Source organism: Mucilaginibacter gilvus (genome assembly GCF_004054195.1).
GTDB lineage: Bacteria > Bacteroidota > Bacteroidia > Sphingobacteriales > Sphingobacteriaceae > Mucilaginibacter > Mucilaginibacter gilvus.
On record NZ_SBIW01000004.1, the window covers coordinates 408,777 to 427,198 of the forward strand.

Here is an 18,422-nt window from a genome sequence, read left to right on the forward strand (position 1 = left end):
AATTGATGGACCCCGCGCATTACGAGATCAATGGCTTTTATATAATCGCAACCATATTTTTGGTGCTTCTTAACGGCTTTTTTGTGGCTGCCGAATTTGCCATGGTAAGAGTACGCGGTTCGCAAATAGAGCTTAAGGCTAAAAGCGGAAGCGGGGTTGCTAAGGTTGCCCGCGGCATACTGCACAATTTAGATGGATACCTGGCCGCAACGCAACTTGGTATAACCATAGCATCGCTGGGGCTTGGTGTTGTTGGCGAGGGGGTAGTTACCAATATTGTGCTTAGGGGTTTTTTAGGCGTAGGGATAGATTTATCGCCCGGATTTATAACTGCTGCGCATATAGTATCGTTTGCGGTGATTACGGTTCTTCACATTGTTTTTGGGGAGTTAGCACCAAAGTCGTTAGCGATACAAAAATCGGTTAGGACTACTTTGGCGGTTTCCGTGCCTTTGCAGTTCTTCTTTGTTGTATTCCGGCCTTTGATATGGTTACTGAACGGCTTTGCCAATTTTATTTTGAAATTAATGGGCATTACCACTTTAGAAGGTGGCGAGGCGCATCATAGTTCCGAAGAGTTGCAATACCTTTTAGAACAGGGTAAAGAAACCGGCGCGTTAGATTCTAACGAACACGAACTGATCCAGAACGTTTTTGACTTTAACGAGCGCGTGGTGAAAAACATTATGGTGCCCCGTACCAAAATATCGGGCATAGCGGTGGATACACCAACGAATGAACTATTGGAAATCCTCATCACCGAAGGTTACTCGCGTATGCCGGTTTACGACGAAGTGATAGATAAGATCATTGGTATTGTACACGCTAAAGATATATTGCCGTTGCTGGCCCGAAACGAGGAGATCGTACTGAAGAACATCATCCGCAAGCCTTACTTTATTCCCGAAACTAAAAAGATAAACGATTTGATGGCCGAACTGCAGCAAAAGCGCATCCAGATAGCCATTGTGTCTGATGAGTTTGGCGGTACGGCCGGTATGGTTACCCTGGAAGATATTGTTGAAGAATTGGTAGGCGAGATACAGGATGAGTTTGACGAAGAGAAGCCAATCGTAGAAAAAATAAACGAACGCGAATTTGTAGTGAATGCCCTGGCACCTATCTACGACGTGAATGAACACTTGCCACACGACCTGCCTGAGGACGGCGATTTTGATACCGTTTCGGGCTGGTTGGGTGATATCTTTGGTAAGATCCCTGATGTGGGTGAACAAAAGGAATCTAATGGGTACAACATTACCGTACTAAAAAAATCCGACCAAAATATTGAATCGGTTAAGTTGGAGTTGCTTATAAATGAGGAAGACGCGGTAGATTTACATTAGTAATTTTTACTATGCAACTTTTTTATACCCCCGGCATCGATCCATCAGTATCCCAATACTTTTTAAGCGAAGAAGAAAGCAAGCACGCCGTGCGTGTATTGCGCCTAATAAATGGCGATGCCGTTACTTTAATAGATGGCAAGGGTGGCTTATATGATGCCGAAATAAAAGACGCTCACCCCAAACGTACCATCCTGCAAATAAATTCGGTAAAAACAGAATTTAACAAGCGCGACCACTACCTGCATCTCGCGGTTGCCCCCACAAAAAGCATAGAGCGTACCGAGTGGTTTTTAGAAAAAGCTACCGAAATAGGCATCGACGAGGTATCGCTCATCATCTGCCAGCGCTCCGAACGTAAAGAGGCCAAAGTGGAAAGGCTGAACAAAATTATTACCTCGGCCATAAAACAGTCCATCAAAGCTTACCACCCTGTTTTAAACGAGGCGGTATCGCTTATTCAGTTTCTAAAGCAGCCTTTCGACGGGCAAAAGTTCATAGCCCATTGCGCCGATGGCGAAAAGTTAAGCCTTGCGCAATCTCTAACAAAACAGAGCCGTTATTTAATACTGATAGGCCCCGAGGGCGATTTTAGTCCCGCCGAAATAGATATGGCTTTGCAAAACGGATATAAAGCCATAACTTTAGGTGAAAGCCGTTTGCGTACCGAAACAGCCGCTTTGGAAGCCTGTTTCGAGGTGAACTTTTTAAACCGGATATGAGGAGATCCTTTTTTATCATTGCAGCGTTAATACTGATGATATCTGTCAGTGGTTTTAGCGATGCATCCTATAAAATGGGCCGCCTAAAATATAATGGCGGGGGCGACTGGTATGGCGACCGCACCGCACTGGTAAACCTCATCAAGTTTTGTAATGAAAATTTAAAAACAAATTTCCAGGCCGAAGAAGAAACGGTGGAAGTAGGTAGCGAGGAGCTTTATAATTATCCTTTTGTATTTATGACCGGCCATGGTAACGTGATCTTCAGCGATCAGGAGGCGAAGAATCTGCGTAAATATTTAACAGGTGGCGGTTTCCTTCATATTGATGATAATTACGGTTTCGACCAGTTCATTCGCCCGCAAATGAAAAAGGTATTCCCCGAACTGGAGTTTATGGAATTGCCAACCAATTACGCCATCTATCATCAAAAGTATAACTTCCTCACGGGGCTGCCCAAAATACACGAGCACGATGGCAAGCGACCGCAGGGTTTCGGACTGATATATAAAGGCAGGCTGGTATGCTTTTATTCCTACCAGTGCGATCTGGGCAACGGCTGGGAAGACTTGGGTACCTACGCAGGCGACAGCCAGGAAACACGTTTGAAAGCATTGCGTATGGGCGCTAATTTAATACAGTATATATTTACCAAATAGGATGTATAAAATAAAGGTTAATAATAAGCACAATTTTGAAGTTGAAAGGCAATCAACGGGCTTGGTTGTAAACGATGCCGTGGTTAACGCAGATATAAAAGCGCTCAACTCATCCTCAATTCACGTTATTAATAATAATGCATCTTACAATGCCGAAGTAGTAAGTTTTAATAAAGAAGAAAAGACGGCTGAGATAAAGGTTAACAATAATGTTTACACCGTATCGGCTAAAGATGAGTTTGATGTTTTGCTGGATAAAATGGGTCTTAGCAATTTAAATGCCGCCAAGGTGAGCGAAATAAAAGCACCTATGCCGGGTTTGGTGCTTAAAATATTTGCGGAAGTGGGCGCTGAGATAAAAAAAGGGGAGAACTTATTTGTGTTGGAGGCCATGAAAATGGAGAATATTATAAAAGCACCTGCAGATGTTAATATTAAGGTAATTAAAATTAAACCGGGAGATAAAGTTGAAAAAGGGCAGATTTTAATGGTGTTTTAACATCTGATAAAAGCGATGTTTTGAATTTTTTAGCAAAATATTAACAAAAGGTATAATTTCTTATGCCTTTTGTTGCTTTTATGCTTTTTTTTTGTGAACTTACTTTTTCAATTTACTTAACTAATATCGCATGAAGAAAATTCTACTCTCATTCCTGCTGTTATTTACTTCCATAACATTTGCTTTTAGCCAAAACAGTGTTGTTACAGGTAAAGTAACAGATCAGAAGGACGGATCAGCGTTACCGGGAGTAACAGTAACCGTTAAAGGATTCCCTACCATCGGCACACAAACCGATATTAATGGTAATTACAAAATAACCTTACCTACGGGGGCGAAGGCGCTTATGTTCAACTATATTGGATATACGCCATTAGAGGTTGCCATCAGCGGGAGCGTTATGAATGCGCAAATTACAGCTGATGCCAAGCAACTTACTGAGGTTGTTGTGGTGGGTTATGGTACACAAAGCAGGCGCTCATTAACAGGATCAATATCAAAAATAAAGGGCGGCGATATCGAAAACCTGCCGGTACCGAGTTTAGAATCGGCCATACAGGGTAAAAGTCCGGGTGTTTACATCCAGGCGCAAAACGGTAAACTTGGCCAGGGTATACAGGTGCGTATACGTGGTGCATCATCTGTATCGGCAGGTAACCAGCCGCTATATGTGGTGGATGGTTTACCTATTACGGTTGACGACTTTTCCAGCAACGGCGCGTCCACCAACCCACTGGTAGATTTGAACCAGAACGATATCGAATCTATTGAGATCTTAAAAGATGCATCTGCTGCAGCCATCTATGGTTCAAGGGCATCAAATGGCGTGGTGCTGGTAACTACCAAAAAAGGTAAAGCAGGCGATACAAAAATCACCTACAACCAATACTACGGGTTTAGCAAGCCAACAAAAGAGCGCGAGTTTTTAAACTCAGAGCAATATGTTACTTTGCTTAGAGAAGCCGGCGCTGCAGGTGGATACTCTACAACTTCGGTAGAAGCGAGGTTAAAACGCTACGCTGCCGGTAGCGACAATTACAAAACTTATGATGTAAATACCGATTGGCAAAAGGCTATTACCCAAAAAGCGCCTGTGCAAAACTACAACTTGGTGTTATCTGGCGGTAGCGATAAAACTAAGTTCTACATATCAGGTACATACAACAATCAGAAAGGCTTTTTAATAGGAAATGCCATCAACCAATACAGCTTACGTACAAACGTCAGCAATCAGGCCACAAAGTGGTTAGAAGTTGGTGCCAATTTAAGCGTATCCCGTACAAAAAATTATCGGTTATCTAACGATGACCAGTTCTCTACACCGGAGCAAATTGTGGCATTATCGCCCATAACCCCCCTTATCGACCCGCGCACCGGCTTAACCAGTGGCGCTTTAGATCTGGACCCAAATGCGAAAGGTGCCCCTAACTCAAATTTCCCGGTTTATTATAACCCCTTATTAAACGCTCAAAATTCATACTTTAATACGATAGACTTCCGTAATCTTGGTAACGTATTTGCCCAGGTGAAATTCACATCGGCTTTAAGTTTCCGTTCTGAAGTTGGCGTGGATATATTAAACTCCAGCGAAGATTCATACGCAGGCGCATTAACCGCTCGTAACTCAGGCACAGGTAACGGCTTAGGCTTCAATTCATCTGTAACATCTACTAATTTCAATACCAACAACTTTTTACAATACATCCAGGCATTTGGAAAAAGCACCATCAACGCGGTTGGTGGCATGACTTTTCAACGCCAGCAGAACGACCTTAACTCCATAAGCGGCGACCAGTTCCCAAGTGATGCTTATAAAAAACTGATCAGTTCTGCTGATATAACAAACGCATCGAGCGCTTCTACAGCATATTCGTTGCTTTCGTACTTTGCAAGATTAAATTACAACTTTAGCGAAAAGTACTTGGTGTCGTTAAGCGGCAGGATAGACGGTTCATCAAGGTTTGGGGTTAACAACCGTTACGGTTTCTTCCCGGCCGGTTCGGTAGGCTGGGTTATCTCACAGGAAGATTTCATGAAGCAACAGTCGCTTGTTTCCGAATTAAAGCTGAGGGCCAGCTATGGTATCACCGGTAACTCCGAGATCGGTAACTTCCCGTCGCGCGGTTTATTTACCGCGTTTGGTTACGCAGGCGTAGCCGGTGCAAGGCCAACACAATTGCCAAACCCCGATCTGAAATGGGAAACCACAGCGCAAACAGACATCGGTTTGGATTTTGGGTTTTTCAATAACCGCTTATCGGGCCAGGTGGATGTGTATCTAAAGAAAACGAAGGACCTGTTATTAAACGTACAAGTGCCGGCAACTTCTGGCTATACAACGATCACTCAAAACCTGGGCAAGTTGCAAAATAAGGGCTTGGAGATTCAGTTAGACTCAAAAAACATTGTTGGCAAAGGCGTTACCTGGACAACCAGCGTTAACTTCTCTATAAACCGGAATAAAATTACCGATCTAAAAGGCCAAATAATAACCGGTGGTGGCGATGCTGTAAACCGCGCTGTTGAAGGCCAGCCCTTAGGCGTATTTTACACGGTAGAATTTGCCGGTGCCGACCCTGCAAACGGCGACGCTCTTTACTACAAAAATACAGACTTGGGTGATGGCAAACGCGACCGCGCAACCACTAATGACTATAACGCGGCTACGCCGGTTGTGGTGGGTAACCCCAATCCTAAATTTATTGCCGGTTTAACTAATACTGTAACTTATAAAGGCTTCGACTTTAGCTTTTTGCTGCAACAGGTAAATGGCGATGATATTTACAACGGGGGTGGCCAATATATGTCTGTTGGTTTTAACAACGGGGCAGATAACCAAACTATTGATCAATTGAACGCTTGGAAAAGCCCGGGAGATATTACCCAAGTGCCACAGGCCAGGCTATTTGGCGGTAACGGCGTATCGGCAAGTTCGAGGTTCCTGAGCGATGGTTCTTATGTGCGTTTAAAAAATATAGCTTTGGGGTATACGTTCCCAAAATCGATAGTTTCTAAGCTTAAACTGCGAAGCTTAAGGATATACGCACAGGCTACCAACTTAAAAACATGGACGAAATACACCGGCTGGGACCCTGAGTTGAACTCTGATGCATTCTCCGGAAATATTACCCAGAACTATGACTTTTATGCAGCTCCGCAGGCTAAAACAATAACTTTTGGACTAAACGTGGGATTTTAATTTAAGCTGAAGAAAATGAGAAATTTTAAATATTTAATGATAACACTCGGCACGGTAGCGTTGCTGGGTACAAGCTGCCAAAAACAGATTGACATAAAGCCCCAAAACTCGGTTGAATCCGACTTGGCGTTAAAAACATCAAAAGACGTACAGGGTGTACTTATTGGCGCATATACCGCAGCGGCCGCGAGAGGTTTATACGGTGGCCGTTTCCAGGTTACATCTGATTTTTTGGGCGATGATGGAGACTTTGGCTATTTCGGTACATTTTTCGGTTATACTGAACTTAATAATAAAACGATAACTGTTGACAACAGCTTTACCGAAGGTGTTTGGAATGCCGGCTACAATACAATAGGTGTTTGTAATACCGTATTAGCACACCTTGACCTTGTTGATGCTGCTAATAAAGCCAGGGTTGAGGGCGAAGCCAAATTTTTACGCGGGATGACCTATTTTGACCTGGCACGCTTATTTGGTAAAGCCTGGAATGATGGCTCACCCGCATCTAATCTTGCCGTTCCATTGGTTTTAACACCAACAACTGCTATTGTAGATATACAAAAGCCTACTCGTAATACAGTTGCCGAAATCTATGCCCAGGCCATTACCGATTTAAAAGTTGCCGAAACTAATTTAGGAATTAAATCGACCTATGCGAGTTCTGCGGCAGCATCGGCGGTTTTAGCAAGGATATACCTCACACAAGAAAAGTACGATTTGGCAGACGCCGAAGCGACAAAGATTATTTCCAGTGGCGAGTATGCGCTTGTAGAGCACTTTGTTGATGAGTTTCAGGTTAAAGAGCAGGCAACGCGCGTGTTCAATACATCGGAAGATATTTTTGCAATACAGATATCTAACCAGTCGGGCTTTAACGCACTTAACGAAGCATATGCATCATCAACATATGCTGGTCGCGAAGAGACCTACCTATTTAACCAGTTTTTTGATAGTTACGAAGATGGTGATGATAGGGTAAATGAGCAAACCGACGACTCTTTCACTTCTAAATTTAATAACGCATTCGGCAACGTAGTGGTTATTCGCCTGGCGGAGATCTATTTAATAAGGGCGGAAGCAAGGATAAAGAAAGCCTCGCCCGATTTAGCCGGTGCAGCCGATGATATCAATGTAACACGCCATCGCGCATTATTAGACAATACCACAGCAACCACTGCCGAAGATCTGTTTGATGCCGTGAAATACGAGCGCCGCGCCGAACTTAAATTTGAAGGCTTTAGGTTGTTTGATTTGAAACGCTACAAAGAATCAACCTATTCTGTAGATGGTGATGGTAACCACGTAGATGAGTTTGTTTGGAACTCACCAAAGCTTGTGTTCCCGATCCCTAAACGTGAGCGTGATGCCAATCCGTCGCTAACACAAAACGAAGGATACCAATAATAATAGCTTGACAAAGCAAAAATCCCCGGAGCGATGGCTTCGGGGATTTTTTTGCTTGGTGTTAAATGGCTCTATTTCAATTCGCCCAACTTCATCAGCGCATAAAATAAGCCCGTGCAATGCAAGGATTGCGGTATTTTGTTATCGGCTAATAATTGCTTTACCTCGTCAATGGTATATTCCATCACTTCAATCTGCTCATGTTCATCAAGCGATTGCTCTGTAACTTTTTTACCTCCGCGAGCCAGGTAGCAGTAGGTAACGTTGCCTGCGGTTGATGGGTTAGCGTAAACGGTACTGATCAATTCTACCTCGGTAAATTCGTAGCCGGTTTCTTCCAGTAACTCGCGGCGCATACCAACTTCTTTATCTTCACCTTCCTCAATTACACCTCCGGGAATCTCCAACGATACAATACCTGCCGCATGGCGGTATTGCTTTACCATCACTATCTTGTTATCTTCGGTAAGTGCTACGGCGTTAGCCCAGTTAGGGTATTCCAGCACATAGTATTCAACTACAATAGTGCCATCGGGCATTTCGCATTTATCGGCGCGGAGCGTGGCCCAGGGGCCTTTGTGTACATAGGTTGTGGAAAGAGTTTTCCATTTAAGATCAGACATAGTAATTTTTAAAGAAACTGTAAATATGGTTTCTCTTGTTTAAATTATCAAACGATTCGTATTGATGCTGTACTTCCAGTTCATCAAACAAAATCATTATTTTTTTAAGGATTGATGCCGTTTCATCGTCGGCATTAAACGGTTCGGCGAACACATAAAGCATCTGGCTCAGGGCGTTCAGTTTTTCGGCACTGTATGCTCTCTCTTTAAGTTTCGAATTAAAATCCGCTTCAGATAAGCCAAGCAATTCGTCCAACTCGGTATTATATTCATCATGCAATATTTGGTTGAAATACTGTTGGTACTCCTCTTCGCTGCTTTCGGTTTTTAAGCCCATTAGCTTGGCCAGCAGCAATGCCATTTTGCGGGCCTCATTAAGCAAATAATCGCGTTGCTCCATTGTTATCAGATATTTTACGGCCGCTTACTTCCGGTTAAGTTTAAATGTTGGGCCTTAGAATTTAATCCTTACCAGCTTCCGCTGCTGCCACCGCCGCCGCTGCTGCCACCGCCGAAACCGCCCCAGCTGCTGCCACCGCCACCACCACCAGAGAAGCCTCCCCAGTCGCTGCCGCTGCTTCTGCCACCGCCGCTGAGCATGTTGCCTGCCAGAAGCCACCAAAACGGGTTAGCGCCGCCACGGCTGCCTATAACACGGTTGCCGCCACCACCACCCCGGTTACGGAAAATGATGATAAGTACGATAACTACAATAATGATAACAAAACCGGCGCTGCCGCCACGCCTGCCGGTATTGCTGCCGGATGCTTTTTTGGTGGCCTTGTATTCGCCCTTTGTATACTTAATGATGTTAGTTGTAGCAGCATCCAGCCCCCCGTAGTAATCACCTTCTCTGAAGCGGGGCTTCATGTCGTTCTGGATGATCTCCTGGGTAATGATATCGGGCAGTGCTCCTTCTAAACCGTACCCGGTTTGTACAGACATCTTTCGGTCGTCTATGGCCACCAGCACCAACACGCCGTTATTTTTATCTTTTGTACCGATACCCCATTTGCGGATAAGGCCGTTGCCATACTGGATGATCTCGTAATCGCCAAGGGTTTTTACAAGTACAACCGCAATCTGGTTAGAGGTGGAATCTTCGAATGCCTTTATCTTTACATCCAGCGCCTCTTTTTGTTGCGGCGATAAGGTGCCGGTAAAGTCGGCAACCGGGCTTTGGGTAGGCCTTTCGGGATAATCCTGCGCGAATATGGTTGTTATGCAAAGCACCAGGCTTAGGCATAATAATAGTTTTTTAAGCATCGGGGTAAGTTTAGTGGCCATCCATAAAAGCAATGTCGTCGGGCAGTTCGTTCTGGTCGTCCAGTAGGTGTGGGAAATACTTTTTTAGTTGTTCGCCAGTCTTTGTAACGCCGGTAACAATTCCATCAACCAGGTTGCCGTATTTAAAATGGTTCAGCATGTCTTCTTTTGTAGTATCCCAAAAATCGGCGGTCACAACTTTGTTAATGCCTGCATCGCCAATAATGGCAAATTTACGGTCTACCGTGGCCACATAAATAAGTACGCCGTTGCGCAGCTTGGTTTTATGCATTTCCAGTCGGGCGAAATATTTTGCGGCACGGTCCAATGCTTCGTCGCTGCAGGTTTTTTCCATACAAACGCGGATCTCGCCGGATGTGTTCTTTTCGGCCTCGGCCACAGCGTTTTGAATACGCTGCTGTTCTTCGTCGGTAAATACTGCCATATTGGTTGGGTTACACTGATTGTTTTAAGGTTGATTACACCGCTTAAATACTTGCTTATGCGTACGAGAGTTGCTTCAATCACATAAGCAAGTACTACTAATTATTTGGTAACCTCTTTTTTGGTATCAGTATCGAAGTTAACAGGGGGAGCTTTGTCTGAGCCAGGATCGGCCTGGAAATACCCTTTTTCTTTAAAACCGAACATCTTGGCAGTAATATTAGCCGGGAAGGAGCGGATCTTGCTGTTATATCCCTGTACGGCTTCGTTAAAGTCTTTACGTGCGATGCCAATACGGTTTTCTGTGCCCTCTAATTGTACCTGTAAGCCTCTGAAAGCGTCATTTGCTCTAAGGGTAGGGTAGTTTTCGGTAACACTAAGCAGCCTGCCTAAGGCTGTGCTTAACTGTCCTTGCGCTTCCTGGTATTTTTGGATGCTCTCGGGGGTAAGTTTGCTGGCATCAACCTGTACTGATGTTGCTTTGGCGCGTGCCTCGGTAACTTCTGTAAGGGTACCTTTCTCAAAATTAGCTTCTCCTTTAACGGTTGCAACTAAATTAGGGATGAGGTCGCTCCGGCGTTGGTATTGCGTTTGCACTTCGCCCCATTTACCTTTTATATTTTCGTCGGCAGTAACCATGCTGTTGTAACTGCACGAGCTTAACGACATTGCCCCAACCATAATAGCGAAAGCGAAGAATAATTTTTTCATCTGTTGTTGTTTTTAGTTTGGTGATGTAATTTACAAATTAGATTACAAAAGCCATACCGATGTTACAAACGGTAACAATTGCGCCATAATGGCAATATTTGGCTATGGTAGCTGTAATAAAATACGGTTAACCAAGATATGATTTTATATTTGCTTCTGTTAAATTGTTTTACTTATCGTACACTATCGCCCAAAATGAAGAAATCATTAGCAGCCCTGATATTATTTGCCGGCCTTAATGCCTCGGCTCAAACCCCGGCCCACGAAAAATTGGTGCAATATGTAAAGCCCATCATCGGCACACAGCGTATGGGCCACACTTACCCGGGCGCAACGGTGCCTTTTGGTATGGTGCAACTAAGCCCCGAAACAGATACCCCAAGCTACGAACTGAACGGGAAATATAACCCTGATGTATATAAATACTGCGCCGGTTACCAGTACGATGATAAAACAATTGTAGGCTTTAGCCATACCCATTTTAGCGGTACGGGGCACTCAGATCTGGGCGACTTTCTGATCATGCCTACCGTTGGGGCCTTAAAGCTAAATCCTGGTACAGCCGATAAACCCGGCAGCGGCTATCGCTCTGCTTTCTCTCATGCCAATGAAGTAAGCGAGGCCAATTATTATAAAGTAAAGCTCGACGAAAGTAATATCACCGCCGAAATGACCACCAGCGCCCGCGTTGGTTTCCATCAGTACACTTTCCCCAAGTCGGATCAATCGCATATCATTCTCGACCTGATGGCTGGTATCTATAATTATCCCGATAAAACCGTTTGGACTTACGTGAAAATATTGAATGATAGTACCTTGGTGGGTTACCGCCAAACTAACGGCTGGGCGCGTACGCGTACCCTGTATTTCGCCATGGCATTCAATAAAAAGTTCACCCAATATGGCTTTAAAAAGTACGAAAAACGGCAAGTTTACGGAGGATTTTGGGGTAAGTTTAATCAATCAAAAAACTTCCCGGAGATAGCCGGTAAACAGATCCGTGCGTATTTCGATTTTAAAACCGAAGCGGATGAAAAGATAAAAATCAAATTCGCCCTTTCGCCCGTAAGCATGGATGGCGCGATGGCCAATATGCAGGCAGAAGTGCCGGGCTGGGATTTTGATAAGGTAAAAACGGATGGGCAAGCCCTTTGGGAAACTGCTTTAGAAAAAATCACAGTGAGCGGCAGTGTAGCTAAAAAGCAAGATTTTTATACTGCCATGTACCACACCATGATCAACCCCACCATGTACATGGATGTGGACGGGCAATATAAGGGGATAGACCAAAATATACACAAGGCGGATGGTTTTACCAATTATACCACTTTTTCGCTATGGGATACTTACCGGGCCTTGCACCCGCTGTTTAACATTATTGAGCCGCAGCGCAATGCCGATATGGTAAAATCTATGCTGTTGCATTACGACCAAAGCCCTGAGCATATGTTGCCTGTATGGAGCAATAGCGGTAACGAGAACTGGTGTATGAGCGGCTATCACAGTGTATCTGTTTTAGCAGATGCCGTTGTAAAGGGCAACGCGCCATTTGATGCCAATAAGGCCTTAGACGCTGCCGTTGCAACAGCACGCCACCGGAACTATGAAGGTATTGGTGAGTATATAGACAAAGGCTACATCCCCGACGAAAAAACAGGCGTATCGGTATCTAATACTTTAGAATATGCTTATGATGATTGGGCGATAGCGCAAATGGCGAAAAAGCTGGATAAGATGGATATCTACAACGAATTCATCAAACGCAGCGAGAACTATAAGAATGTGTACGATCCTGCCGTAGGTTTTATGCGCCCAAAACTGGCAAACGGCACCTTCCGCGCTAAGTTTGATCCGCTGAGCACTATCAACGAAGGTTTTATTGAAGGTAACTCTTGGAACTACACCCTGTTTGCCCCGCAGGACCCTGAAGGATTAATAAAGCTGATGGGCGGCGACAAACGCTTTGTGCGCTACCTCGATTCCTTATTCACCATGGAACTGCCTGACAAATATTTTGCAGAGACTGAAGACATCACCCGTGATGGTATCATAGGCAACTATGTACACGGTAACGAACCGTCGCACCATGTTGCCTATTTATACAACTGGACCGACAAGCCATGGAAAACGCAGGAACGCATCCGCATGATATTGAACCGGATGTACAAACCCACCCCAGATGGTTTGGGTGGCAACGATGATACCGGCCAAATGAGCGCCTGGTACATCTTTAGCACACTCGGTTTTTACCCCGTTGCACCTGCATCAAATGATTATGCTATTGGCAGCCCGGCTATCAACGGCGCGGTGATACAGGTTGGCGGCGGTAAAATCTTTACCATCAATGTAAAGAACCAAAGCGAAAAGAATGTTTACATCCAAAAAATGGTATTGAACGGCAAGCCACTAACAGGCCTATCCATCACCCACCAGGATATTATGGCGGGCGGCGAGATCACCTTTTTTATGGGGAGCAAGCACAAATAATATATCGAGACATATAGTAACGAAGGGTATATCGTCAATGATATGCCCTTCGCTATTTAATAGGGGCTGATTTATTACTTCATTTTTTAGTAGCCAATTTTAGTGCCTTTTTAATTAACGGGTGCAGGCCATATCATGCATATACTTTGTATTTTAGACGCACAAAATTTATCTGCATGAGTTTACAACAAACATGGCGCTGGTATGGGCCCAACGATCCGGTTAGCCTTGCCGACGCCAGGCAGGCCGGTGCTACCGGTATTGTATCGGCACTGCATCATATCCCTACCGGCGAAGTTTGGCCCGTTGACGAGATATTGGAGAGAAAGAAAATTATAGAAGACGCGGGTTTAACCTGGGCGGTAATTGAGAGTGTGCCGGTGCACGAGGATATTAAAAAGCGCAGTGGCAACTACAAGCAGATTATAGAAAATTATCGCCAAAGCCTGCTTAATATAGGGCAATGCGGCTTATGCATAGTTTGTTACAACTTTATGCCGATACTGGATTGGACGCGTACCGATCTGGATTATTTGCTGGCCGATGGCTCAACCGCGCTGCGTTTTGATACCGCCGCGTTTGCCGCTTTCGACGTTTATATCTTAAATCGCCCCGGGGCGGAAGAAGATTATCCCGAAAAGCTTAGAGAAAAAGCAAAAGCATACTATGACACGTTAACAGAAGCAGGCAAACAGCAGCTGGTTAGCAATATAATTGCCGGTTTACCCGGAGCGAATGAAGGGTACAACACAGAAAGGTTTTTAGAAATGCTGGCATCGTACGGTAGTATTGACGCGGCAACTCTTAAGGCTAACCTTGCCGATTTTCTGCGCGATGTGATCCCGGTTGCTGAACAGGCTGGCGTTTTGATGTGCATCCATCCGGATGATCCACCGTATCCTATTTTGGGTTTGCCAAGAGTGGTAAGCAACGAGCAGGACATTGTAGATATTTACAACGCTATTGATAGCCCCAATAACGGTTTAACATTTTGCACCGGCTCGTTTGGGGTAATGGCCGATAACGACCTGCCGGGTATGGTTGAACGTTTAGGCGAAAGGATCCATTTTATCCACCTCCGCAGCACCAAGCGCGATGAAGATGGCAATTTTTACGAGGCCGACCATTTAACCGGCGATGTAGATATGTATGCCGTAATGAAGGCATTGCTGGAAGTGCAAAAAAAGCGGGCCGCCACCGGTCGTGCGGATCTTTCAATGCCATTCCGGCCAGATCATGGGCACAAAATGCTGGATGATTTGCGCAAAAAAACTAACCCGGGGTACTCGGCTATTGGTCGCCTAAGAGGGCTTGCCGAGTTGAGAGGCTTGGAGTTGGGCATTCAAAGAGCATTCAATAGGGAGGCATAAGGTTATCTGTTAGGTGACTTTTTGATCGGATAAATATTTTTTAGGGCTTTTGCCAACTTCTTGGTGAAGGAACGGCTAACAGGGATCCATACGGGCAACCCGGGGGCATCGCAAACCGCTAACAAAGGAATAAAGGGCTATCATCGCAGCCCTTTATCTTTTAAGTACTTTACTAAAGCTGCCGGATGGTCGGTTTGGAGGCCGGTAAGTCCTTTTTGCAGGGCTTTATCCCAGTCAGCGGGTCCTTCGCCAGCGCTTTGTATGTCCGGCCAAACCGGGAGTTTCATGCTTGCAGCGTAAGCGAGTAAGGCGGGTGTATACTGGCTATAGTCGCCGTCGAGCAGATCGGGCTGGTAGGCATCAAGGAATTTTTGCATGCCGGAAACGCTCTTAACGCTATCGGGTAAGCTTAGCATTAAAGGCATTTTTGGAGCTTCTTTTAGCCAACCTGTAAATTGCGCCTGGCTGTTGATGTATACCAGCACCTGTTTCTCCATGCCATATGCCTTTATCATTTTATAAGCTGCGGTAGGATCTGCGGCTTTAAAATCCAGGTAGATGTTTATTTTATTTTTGGCGAGTTTTAGGATCTCTGCAAACGTAGGGATCCGGTAAGTTTGGGTGCTATCCTTACCTTTTAGTTTAAGCTGCTTTAGTTCATCAAGCGTAAAGCTGCTTACAGTACCCTTACCGTTCGCCATGCGGTTTACCGTACCATCGTGCATACTCACCAATTGGCTGTCCTTTGTGGTTCGCAGATCTATCTCAATATAATCCGCCTCGTTTTTTATGGCTTCGCGATAGGCTTCAAGGCTATTCTCAGGGTAGATCACGTGATCTCCCCGATGTGCGATCACAATAAATTTATGCTTCGCTGCAGGAACAGGATTAGGCGTGTATGTGCCTAATCCTGTCAGCATTAGTATCAGTATTGAAAATGGACTGCGCATACTTATTTGGTAACAGTTTTTATCGCATCGCCAACTTCATGCCCTGCATTCGCCTTGAAATCAAAGCCCAGCAATTCGGCCATAGTTTGTGCTAATTGTTTGTGGTAGGTGGTTTCGGCGGGTTTTACCTCGCCCATTGGTGCGGTATCCGGTCCCATAACGGCAAACCACGTCTGTTCCGAACCAACAACCTCGGCCCCATGCCCTTTCCAGGAATCTAAAGGTACTTCGCCGCGGCCATGGTCGCAGGTGATGAGCAGGGCGGTGTTATTTTTATAGAAAGGGTCGTTTTGGATGGTTTCCCAAAGTTGCTTAATAAAGCCATCTTCCTGTTTTGCCCTTTCGAGGTACGATTTATAGTTGCCATCATGCGCCATGTCGTCCGTTTCGTCAAAAGCCATGAACAGCACACGCGGTTTGTATTGCTTTAAATACTCTTTGCTGTACTCGTAAGTAATAAAATCTGAACGGGTGCTATCACCTAAATAGCGTGGCGTATGGTGCTGTAACTCATTCAGGTATTTTAGGCGGGCATTGGCATTGGCATTCTTCAAGTCGGCATAGCCCGAGTATACCGGCAACCCCGATCGGTTCACATTCAAGATCTGAGGAAAGCGCTCCCATGAGGAGAAAGCGATCACCTTACCTTCAAAACCCTTTTGTTTGTTAATGTACTCCAGCACGTTCATATTAGGGTTGGTGATGGGGTCGTTGGTGTTCATCCGCTTATCGGGGAAACCGGTAAAGATCTCGTTATAGCCAGGGTACGAAAAGCGGTAGGGGTTGGCTAACTCGTCCTTGCTACCCGCGTCTCTATTGCCATAAAGCTGCCCCTGCTTAGCTATCACGCTCCATAGGAACGGGAACAAAATGGCGCGGCGTTCCTGTGGCGTTGCGGCCCAGTATTGTTTCTTTACCTCCGCTTTATCATTGGTGAATTTGGAATTAAGAAGTGCCGAATCTGCCCCGCGGTAGATCTCCTGCCAGCGCATTCCATCAAGTGTTATTACAATGAGGTTTTTGGTTTTATGCTGAGCAATAGCCGGCATTATAATGCAGGTAATTAGCAGTATGAAAAGTAATTTTTTCATAGATTTTGTTTTAAACAAGCAGGGCAGCTATCTCTAACTGCCCTGTTGCGCTTTGTTTTTTGTTTATTATTTAAGGATGTACATCAAACCGTTGATATCGTCGTTGCCGCCAAATTGGGCCTGCAGCGCTTTATTGTAGTTATCAAGATTAGACGTACGCTCTGAATTTGGATACTGGAAACGCGAAGCTATACGGCTGCCGTTACCTGTACCCGGGCCGGTTGTAAAGGTCGGTATACCTGTTCTGCGGTAGGTGAAATACGACTCTAAACCCGAGTGACGGAATAGCGCCAGGTATTTTTGCTGTAAAATTTTAGTCAAACCAGCAGCATCGTTGGTGTATTTAACGGTAGCCTGGCCGTAGTAAGCAGCCCAGTCAACATCAATATTATAAGTATCATAGTTGGCTATGTTGGCCGTACCTGTAGAGCCCGGGCGGTAAAAGTAAGCAGTAAAGCTACCTGTGCCGGTTGGGATACCGTATGATGCAAATGATGCCTGGATCCCTTTTACGTAGTAAGCTTCGGCATCGCCGGTTGCCCAGCCACGGTTAATACCTTCGGCAATGTTAAACATCAGTTCGGCATAACCTATCTGGATAGATGGCTCGCCCGTAAAGGTAGAGTAGTAACGTTTACGGTTAATGAAAGAGTATTTCTGCAAACCGGCGTTGTTGTACATCACACCCAGATCCAACCCCGGATCGGCACCAACAAACGAGTTGAAAGCGGTTGCGCTTTGTTTCAGGTTATCAACCAGGTCGCGGGCTGGCTCATTAGTAACAAAGGTACGCGGGTCTTTTAAGCCGGTTAATAAACTTACATAAGTGGTAGATGAGTTTTTACGGGAACCGTTCTGCCCAAAGTTATCAGGTGTCATTGGGTAGTAGTTGCTTGGCGCAACAAAAGTGTATTGCAGATTATCATCAGCACTTGCCATTACAGGGTATTTAGTTGGGTTGCCAACAATAGCAGCAAACTGGCTTATTACGCCCAGGTCGGCTTCAGCGGTTTTTTTGCTCAGCTCGGTTAATAGCCTGATGTGGTAGGTATTGATGACCTTACGCCATTTAGCAAGATCGCCGGCCAGGTAAATGTCACCTGTAAGGGTGCTGCCACCTGTAGTTATAACTGCCGTCATATCTGTATTGGCTTCCTCTAACCAGGTTAAGCATTGCTTCATCACGTCCTTTTGCGAATCGTAAACTGGGGTAAGGTTTTCCTTACCTTTCAAAGCCTGGCTCATCGGGATATCGCCCATCTGCAAGCTCATCTGGCTGAAGAAATACGCGCGGAAAAACTTACCAACGGCACTGTACTGGTTCACGGCAGGCAAACCGGCTGCGGCAGCCTGCTGCTCCATAGCAAGTACGTTTTTAAGCGTGTTGTAATAGTTATCGCCACCACCAAAATCGTATCTGTTGTTGCCGTAATAATCGTAGTTGTACAGGTAATATTGCGAAAATATTTCCTTTTGGCTATCCGGAAAATCGGGCATGCTGTTTAATACGCCATTAAATAATAACGAAGCAGGAACAGCATTGGGTACGTTGTTGTTAACAGAGAGTTCGTCAAAACTCTTTTTACAGCCTGTTACCGATAGCGCTATACACACCGGCAGCACGCAAAATTTAAATATCTTTTTCATA

At 45.0% G+C, this 18,422-nt stretch carries 16 protein-coding genes; 8 read left to right on the top strand and 8 right to left on the bottom strand.

Features of this window, described 5'->3' with window-relative positions:
* The first annotated feature begins 5 nt into the window (after window positions 1-5).
* The 6 genes from EPL05_RS11850 to EPL05_RS11875 all read left to right on the top strand — a co-directional run bounded on the left by EPL05_RS11850 (window position 6) and on the right by EPL05_RS11875 (window position 7,832).
* On the top strand, window positions 6-1,346 hold the full coding sequence (locus EPL05_RS11850; protein WP_128534174.1) for a hemolysin family protein: 1,341 nt from the start codon (window positions 6-8) through the stop codon (window positions 1,344-1,346).
* An 11-nt stretch (window positions 1,347-1,357) separates the two neighbouring features.
* Entirely contained in the window at window positions 1,358-2,068 is a 711-nt protein-coding gene (locus tag EPL05_RS11855; RefSeq protein ID WP_128534175.1) for a 16S rRNA (uracil(1498)-N(3))-methyltransferase, read from the top strand.
* Window positions 2,065-2,727, top strand: a complete 663-nt coding sequence (locus EPL05_RS11860) for a DUF4159 domain-containing protein (RefSeq protein WP_128534176.1) — start codon at window positions 2,065-2,067, stop codon at window positions 2,725-2,727. Before EPL05_RS11855 ends, EPL05_RS11860 begins: the two co-directional genes overlap by 4 nt.
* 1 nt (window position 2,728) lies before the next feature.
* Entirely contained in the window at window positions 2,729-3,226 is a 498-nt protein-coding gene (locus tag EPL05_RS11865; protein WP_128534177.1) for an acetyl-CoA carboxylase biotin carboxyl carrier protein subunit, read from the top strand.
* Between the two features lie 130 nt (window positions 3,227-3,356).
* Window positions 3,357-6,425: a SusC/RagA family TonB-linked outer membrane protein gene (locus EPL05_RS11870; protein ID WP_128534178.1), complete on the top strand. Its 3,069-nt coding sequence runs from the start codon at window positions 3,357-3,359 to the stop codon at window positions 6,423-6,425.
* Between the two features lie 15 nt (window positions 6,426-6,440).
* On the top strand, window positions 6,441-7,832 hold the full coding sequence (locus tag EPL05_RS11875) for a RagB/SusD family nutrient uptake outer membrane protein (protein WP_128534179.1): 1,392 nt from the start codon (window positions 6,441-6,443) through the stop codon (window positions 7,830-7,832).
* 71 nt (window positions 7,833-7,903) lie between these two features.
* Here EPL05_RS11875 and EPL05_RS11880 read toward each other — a convergent pair whose 3' ends face one another.
* From EPL05_RS11880 to EPL05_RS11900, 5 genes are all read right to left on the bottom strand, one after another.
* Window positions 7,904-8,455: an NUDIX hydrolase gene (locus tag EPL05_RS11880; RefSeq protein ID WP_128534180.1), complete on the bottom strand. Its 552-nt coding sequence runs from the start codon at window positions 8,453-8,455 to the stop codon at window positions 7,904-7,906.
* Complete coding sequence (locus EPL05_RS11885) at window positions 8,448-8,855, bottom strand: hypothetical protein (RefSeq protein ID WP_128534181.1); 408 nt, start codon at window positions 8,853-8,855, stop codon at window positions 8,448-8,450. The genes EPL05_RS11880 and EPL05_RS11885 overlap by 8 nt, the downstream gene beginning before the upstream one ends.
* Window positions 8,856-8,923: 68 nt before the next feature.
* The gene (locus tag EPL05_RS11890; RefSeq protein WP_128534182.1) at window positions 8,924-9,721 is read right to left on the bottom strand and encodes a TPM domain-containing protein; all 798 of its coding nucleotides are present in this window, start codon (window positions 9,719-9,721) and stop codon (window positions 8,924-8,926) included.
* 10 nt (window positions 9,722-9,731) lie between these two features.
* Entirely contained in the window at window positions 9,732-10,166 is a 435-nt protein-coding gene (locus tag EPL05_RS11895; protein WP_128534183.1) for a TPM domain-containing protein, read from the bottom strand.
* A 101-nt stretch (window positions 10,167-10,267) separates the two neighbouring features.
* Window positions 10,268-10,876 (bottom strand): LemA family protein, encoded by a 609-nt coding sequence (locus EPL05_RS11900; RefSeq protein WP_128534184.1) that lies wholly within the window; start codon window positions 10,874-10,876, stop codon window positions 10,268-10,270.
* A 195-nt stretch (window positions 10,877-11,071) separates the two neighbouring features.
* Here EPL05_RS11900 and EPL05_RS11905 point away from each other — a divergent pair, with 195 nt between their 5' ends.
* Together EPL05_RS11905 and uxuA are read left to right on the top strand one after the other, a co-directional pair.
* Window positions 11,072-13,363, top strand: a complete 2,292-nt coding sequence (locus EPL05_RS11905; RefSeq protein WP_128534185.1) for a GH92 family glycosyl hydrolase — start codon at window positions 11,072-11,074, stop codon at window positions 13,361-13,363.
* A gap of 176 nt (window positions 13,364-13,539) precedes the next feature.
* Complete coding sequence (gene uxuA / locus EPL05_RS11910; RefSeq protein WP_128534186.1) at window positions 13,540-14,733, top strand: mannonate dehydratase; 1,194 nt, start codon at window positions 13,540-13,542, stop codon at window positions 14,731-14,733.
* A 140-nt stretch (window positions 14,734-14,873) separates the two neighbouring features.
* On the opposite strand, the gene EPL05_RS11915 is transcribed toward uxuA, so the two are convergent.
* From EPL05_RS11915 to EPL05_RS11925, 3 genes are all read right to left on the bottom strand, one after another.
* On the bottom strand, window positions 14,874-15,653 hold the full coding sequence (locus tag EPL05_RS11915; RefSeq protein ID WP_166727687.1) for a glycerophosphodiester phosphodiesterase family protein: 780 nt from the start codon (window positions 15,651-15,653) through the stop codon (window positions 14,874-14,876).
* Between the two features lie 32 nt (window positions 15,654-15,685).
* Window positions 15,686-16,774: an alkaline phosphatase family protein gene (locus EPL05_RS11920; protein WP_128534188.1), complete on the bottom strand. Its 1,089-nt coding sequence runs from the start codon at window positions 16,772-16,774 to the stop codon at window positions 15,686-15,688.
* A gap of 66 nt (window positions 16,775-16,840) precedes the next feature.
* Entirely contained in the window at window positions 16,841-18,421 is a 1,581-nt protein-coding gene (locus EPL05_RS11925; protein ID WP_128534189.1) for a SusD/RagB family nutrient-binding outer membrane lipoprotein, read from the bottom strand.
* Window position 18,422: the final 1 nt, after the last annotated feature.

Bases quoted from the DNA above. Each gene is read 5' to 3' on its own strand.
- EPL05_RS11850 (WP_128534174.1), top strand. From the start codon at position 6: ATGGACCCCGCGCATTACGAGATCAATGGCTTTTATATAATCGCAACC.
- EPL05_RS11855 (WP_128534175.1), top strand. From the start codon at position 1,358: ATGCAACTTTTTTATACCCCCGGCATCGATCCATCAGTATCCCAATAC.
- EPL05_RS11860 (WP_128534176.1), top strand. From the start codon at position 2,065: ATGAGGAGATCCTTTTTTATCATTGCAGCGTTAATACTGATGATATCT.
- EPL05_RS11865 (WP_128534177.1), top strand. From the start codon at position 2,729: ATGTATAAAATAAAGGTTAATAATAAGCACAATTTTGAAGTTGAAAGG.
- EPL05_RS11870 (WP_128534178.1), top strand. From the start codon at position 3,357: ATGAAGAAAATTCTACTCTCATTCCTGCTGTTATTTACTTCCATAACA.
- EPL05_RS11875 (WP_128534179.1), top strand. From the start codon at position 6,441: ATGAGAAATTTTAAATATTTAATGATAACACTCGGCACGGTAGCGTTG.
- EPL05_RS11880 (WP_128534180.1), bottom strand. From the start codon at position 8,455: ATGTCTGATCTTAAATGGAAAACTCTTTCCACAACCTATGTACACAAA.
- EPL05_RS11885 (WP_128534181.1), bottom strand. From the start codon at position 8,855: ATGGAGCAACGCGATTATTTGCTTAATGAGGCCCGCAAAATGGCATTG.
- EPL05_RS11890 (WP_128534182.1), bottom strand. From the start codon at position 9,721: ATGCTTAAAAAACTATTATTATGCCTAAGCCTGGTGCTTTGCATAACA.
- EPL05_RS11895 (WP_128534183.1), bottom strand. From the start codon at position 10,166: ATGGCAGTATTTACCGACGAAGAACAGCAGCGTATTCAAAACGCTGTG.
- EPL05_RS11900 (WP_128534184.1), bottom strand. From the start codon at position 10,876: ATGAAAAAATTATTCTTCGCTTTCGCTATTATGGTTGGGGCAATGTCG.
- EPL05_RS11905 (WP_128534185.1), top strand. From the start codon at position 11,072: ATGAAGAAATCATTAGCAGCCCTGATATTATTTGCCGGCCTTAATGCC.
- uxuA (WP_128534186.1), top strand. From the start codon at position 13,540: ATGAGTTTACAACAAACATGGCGCTGGTATGGGCCCAACGATCCGGTT.
- EPL05_RS11915 (WP_166727687.1), bottom strand. From the start codon at position 15,653: ATGCTGACAGGATTAGGCACATACACGCCTAATCCTGTTCCTGCAGCG.
- EPL05_RS11920 (WP_128534188.1), bottom strand. From the start codon at position 16,774: ATGAAAAAATTACTTTTCATACTGCTAATTACCTGCATTATAATGCCG.
- EPL05_RS11925 (WP_128534189.1), bottom strand. From the start codon at position 18,421: ATGAAAAAGATATTTAAATTTTGCGTGCTGCCGGTGTGTATAGCGCTA.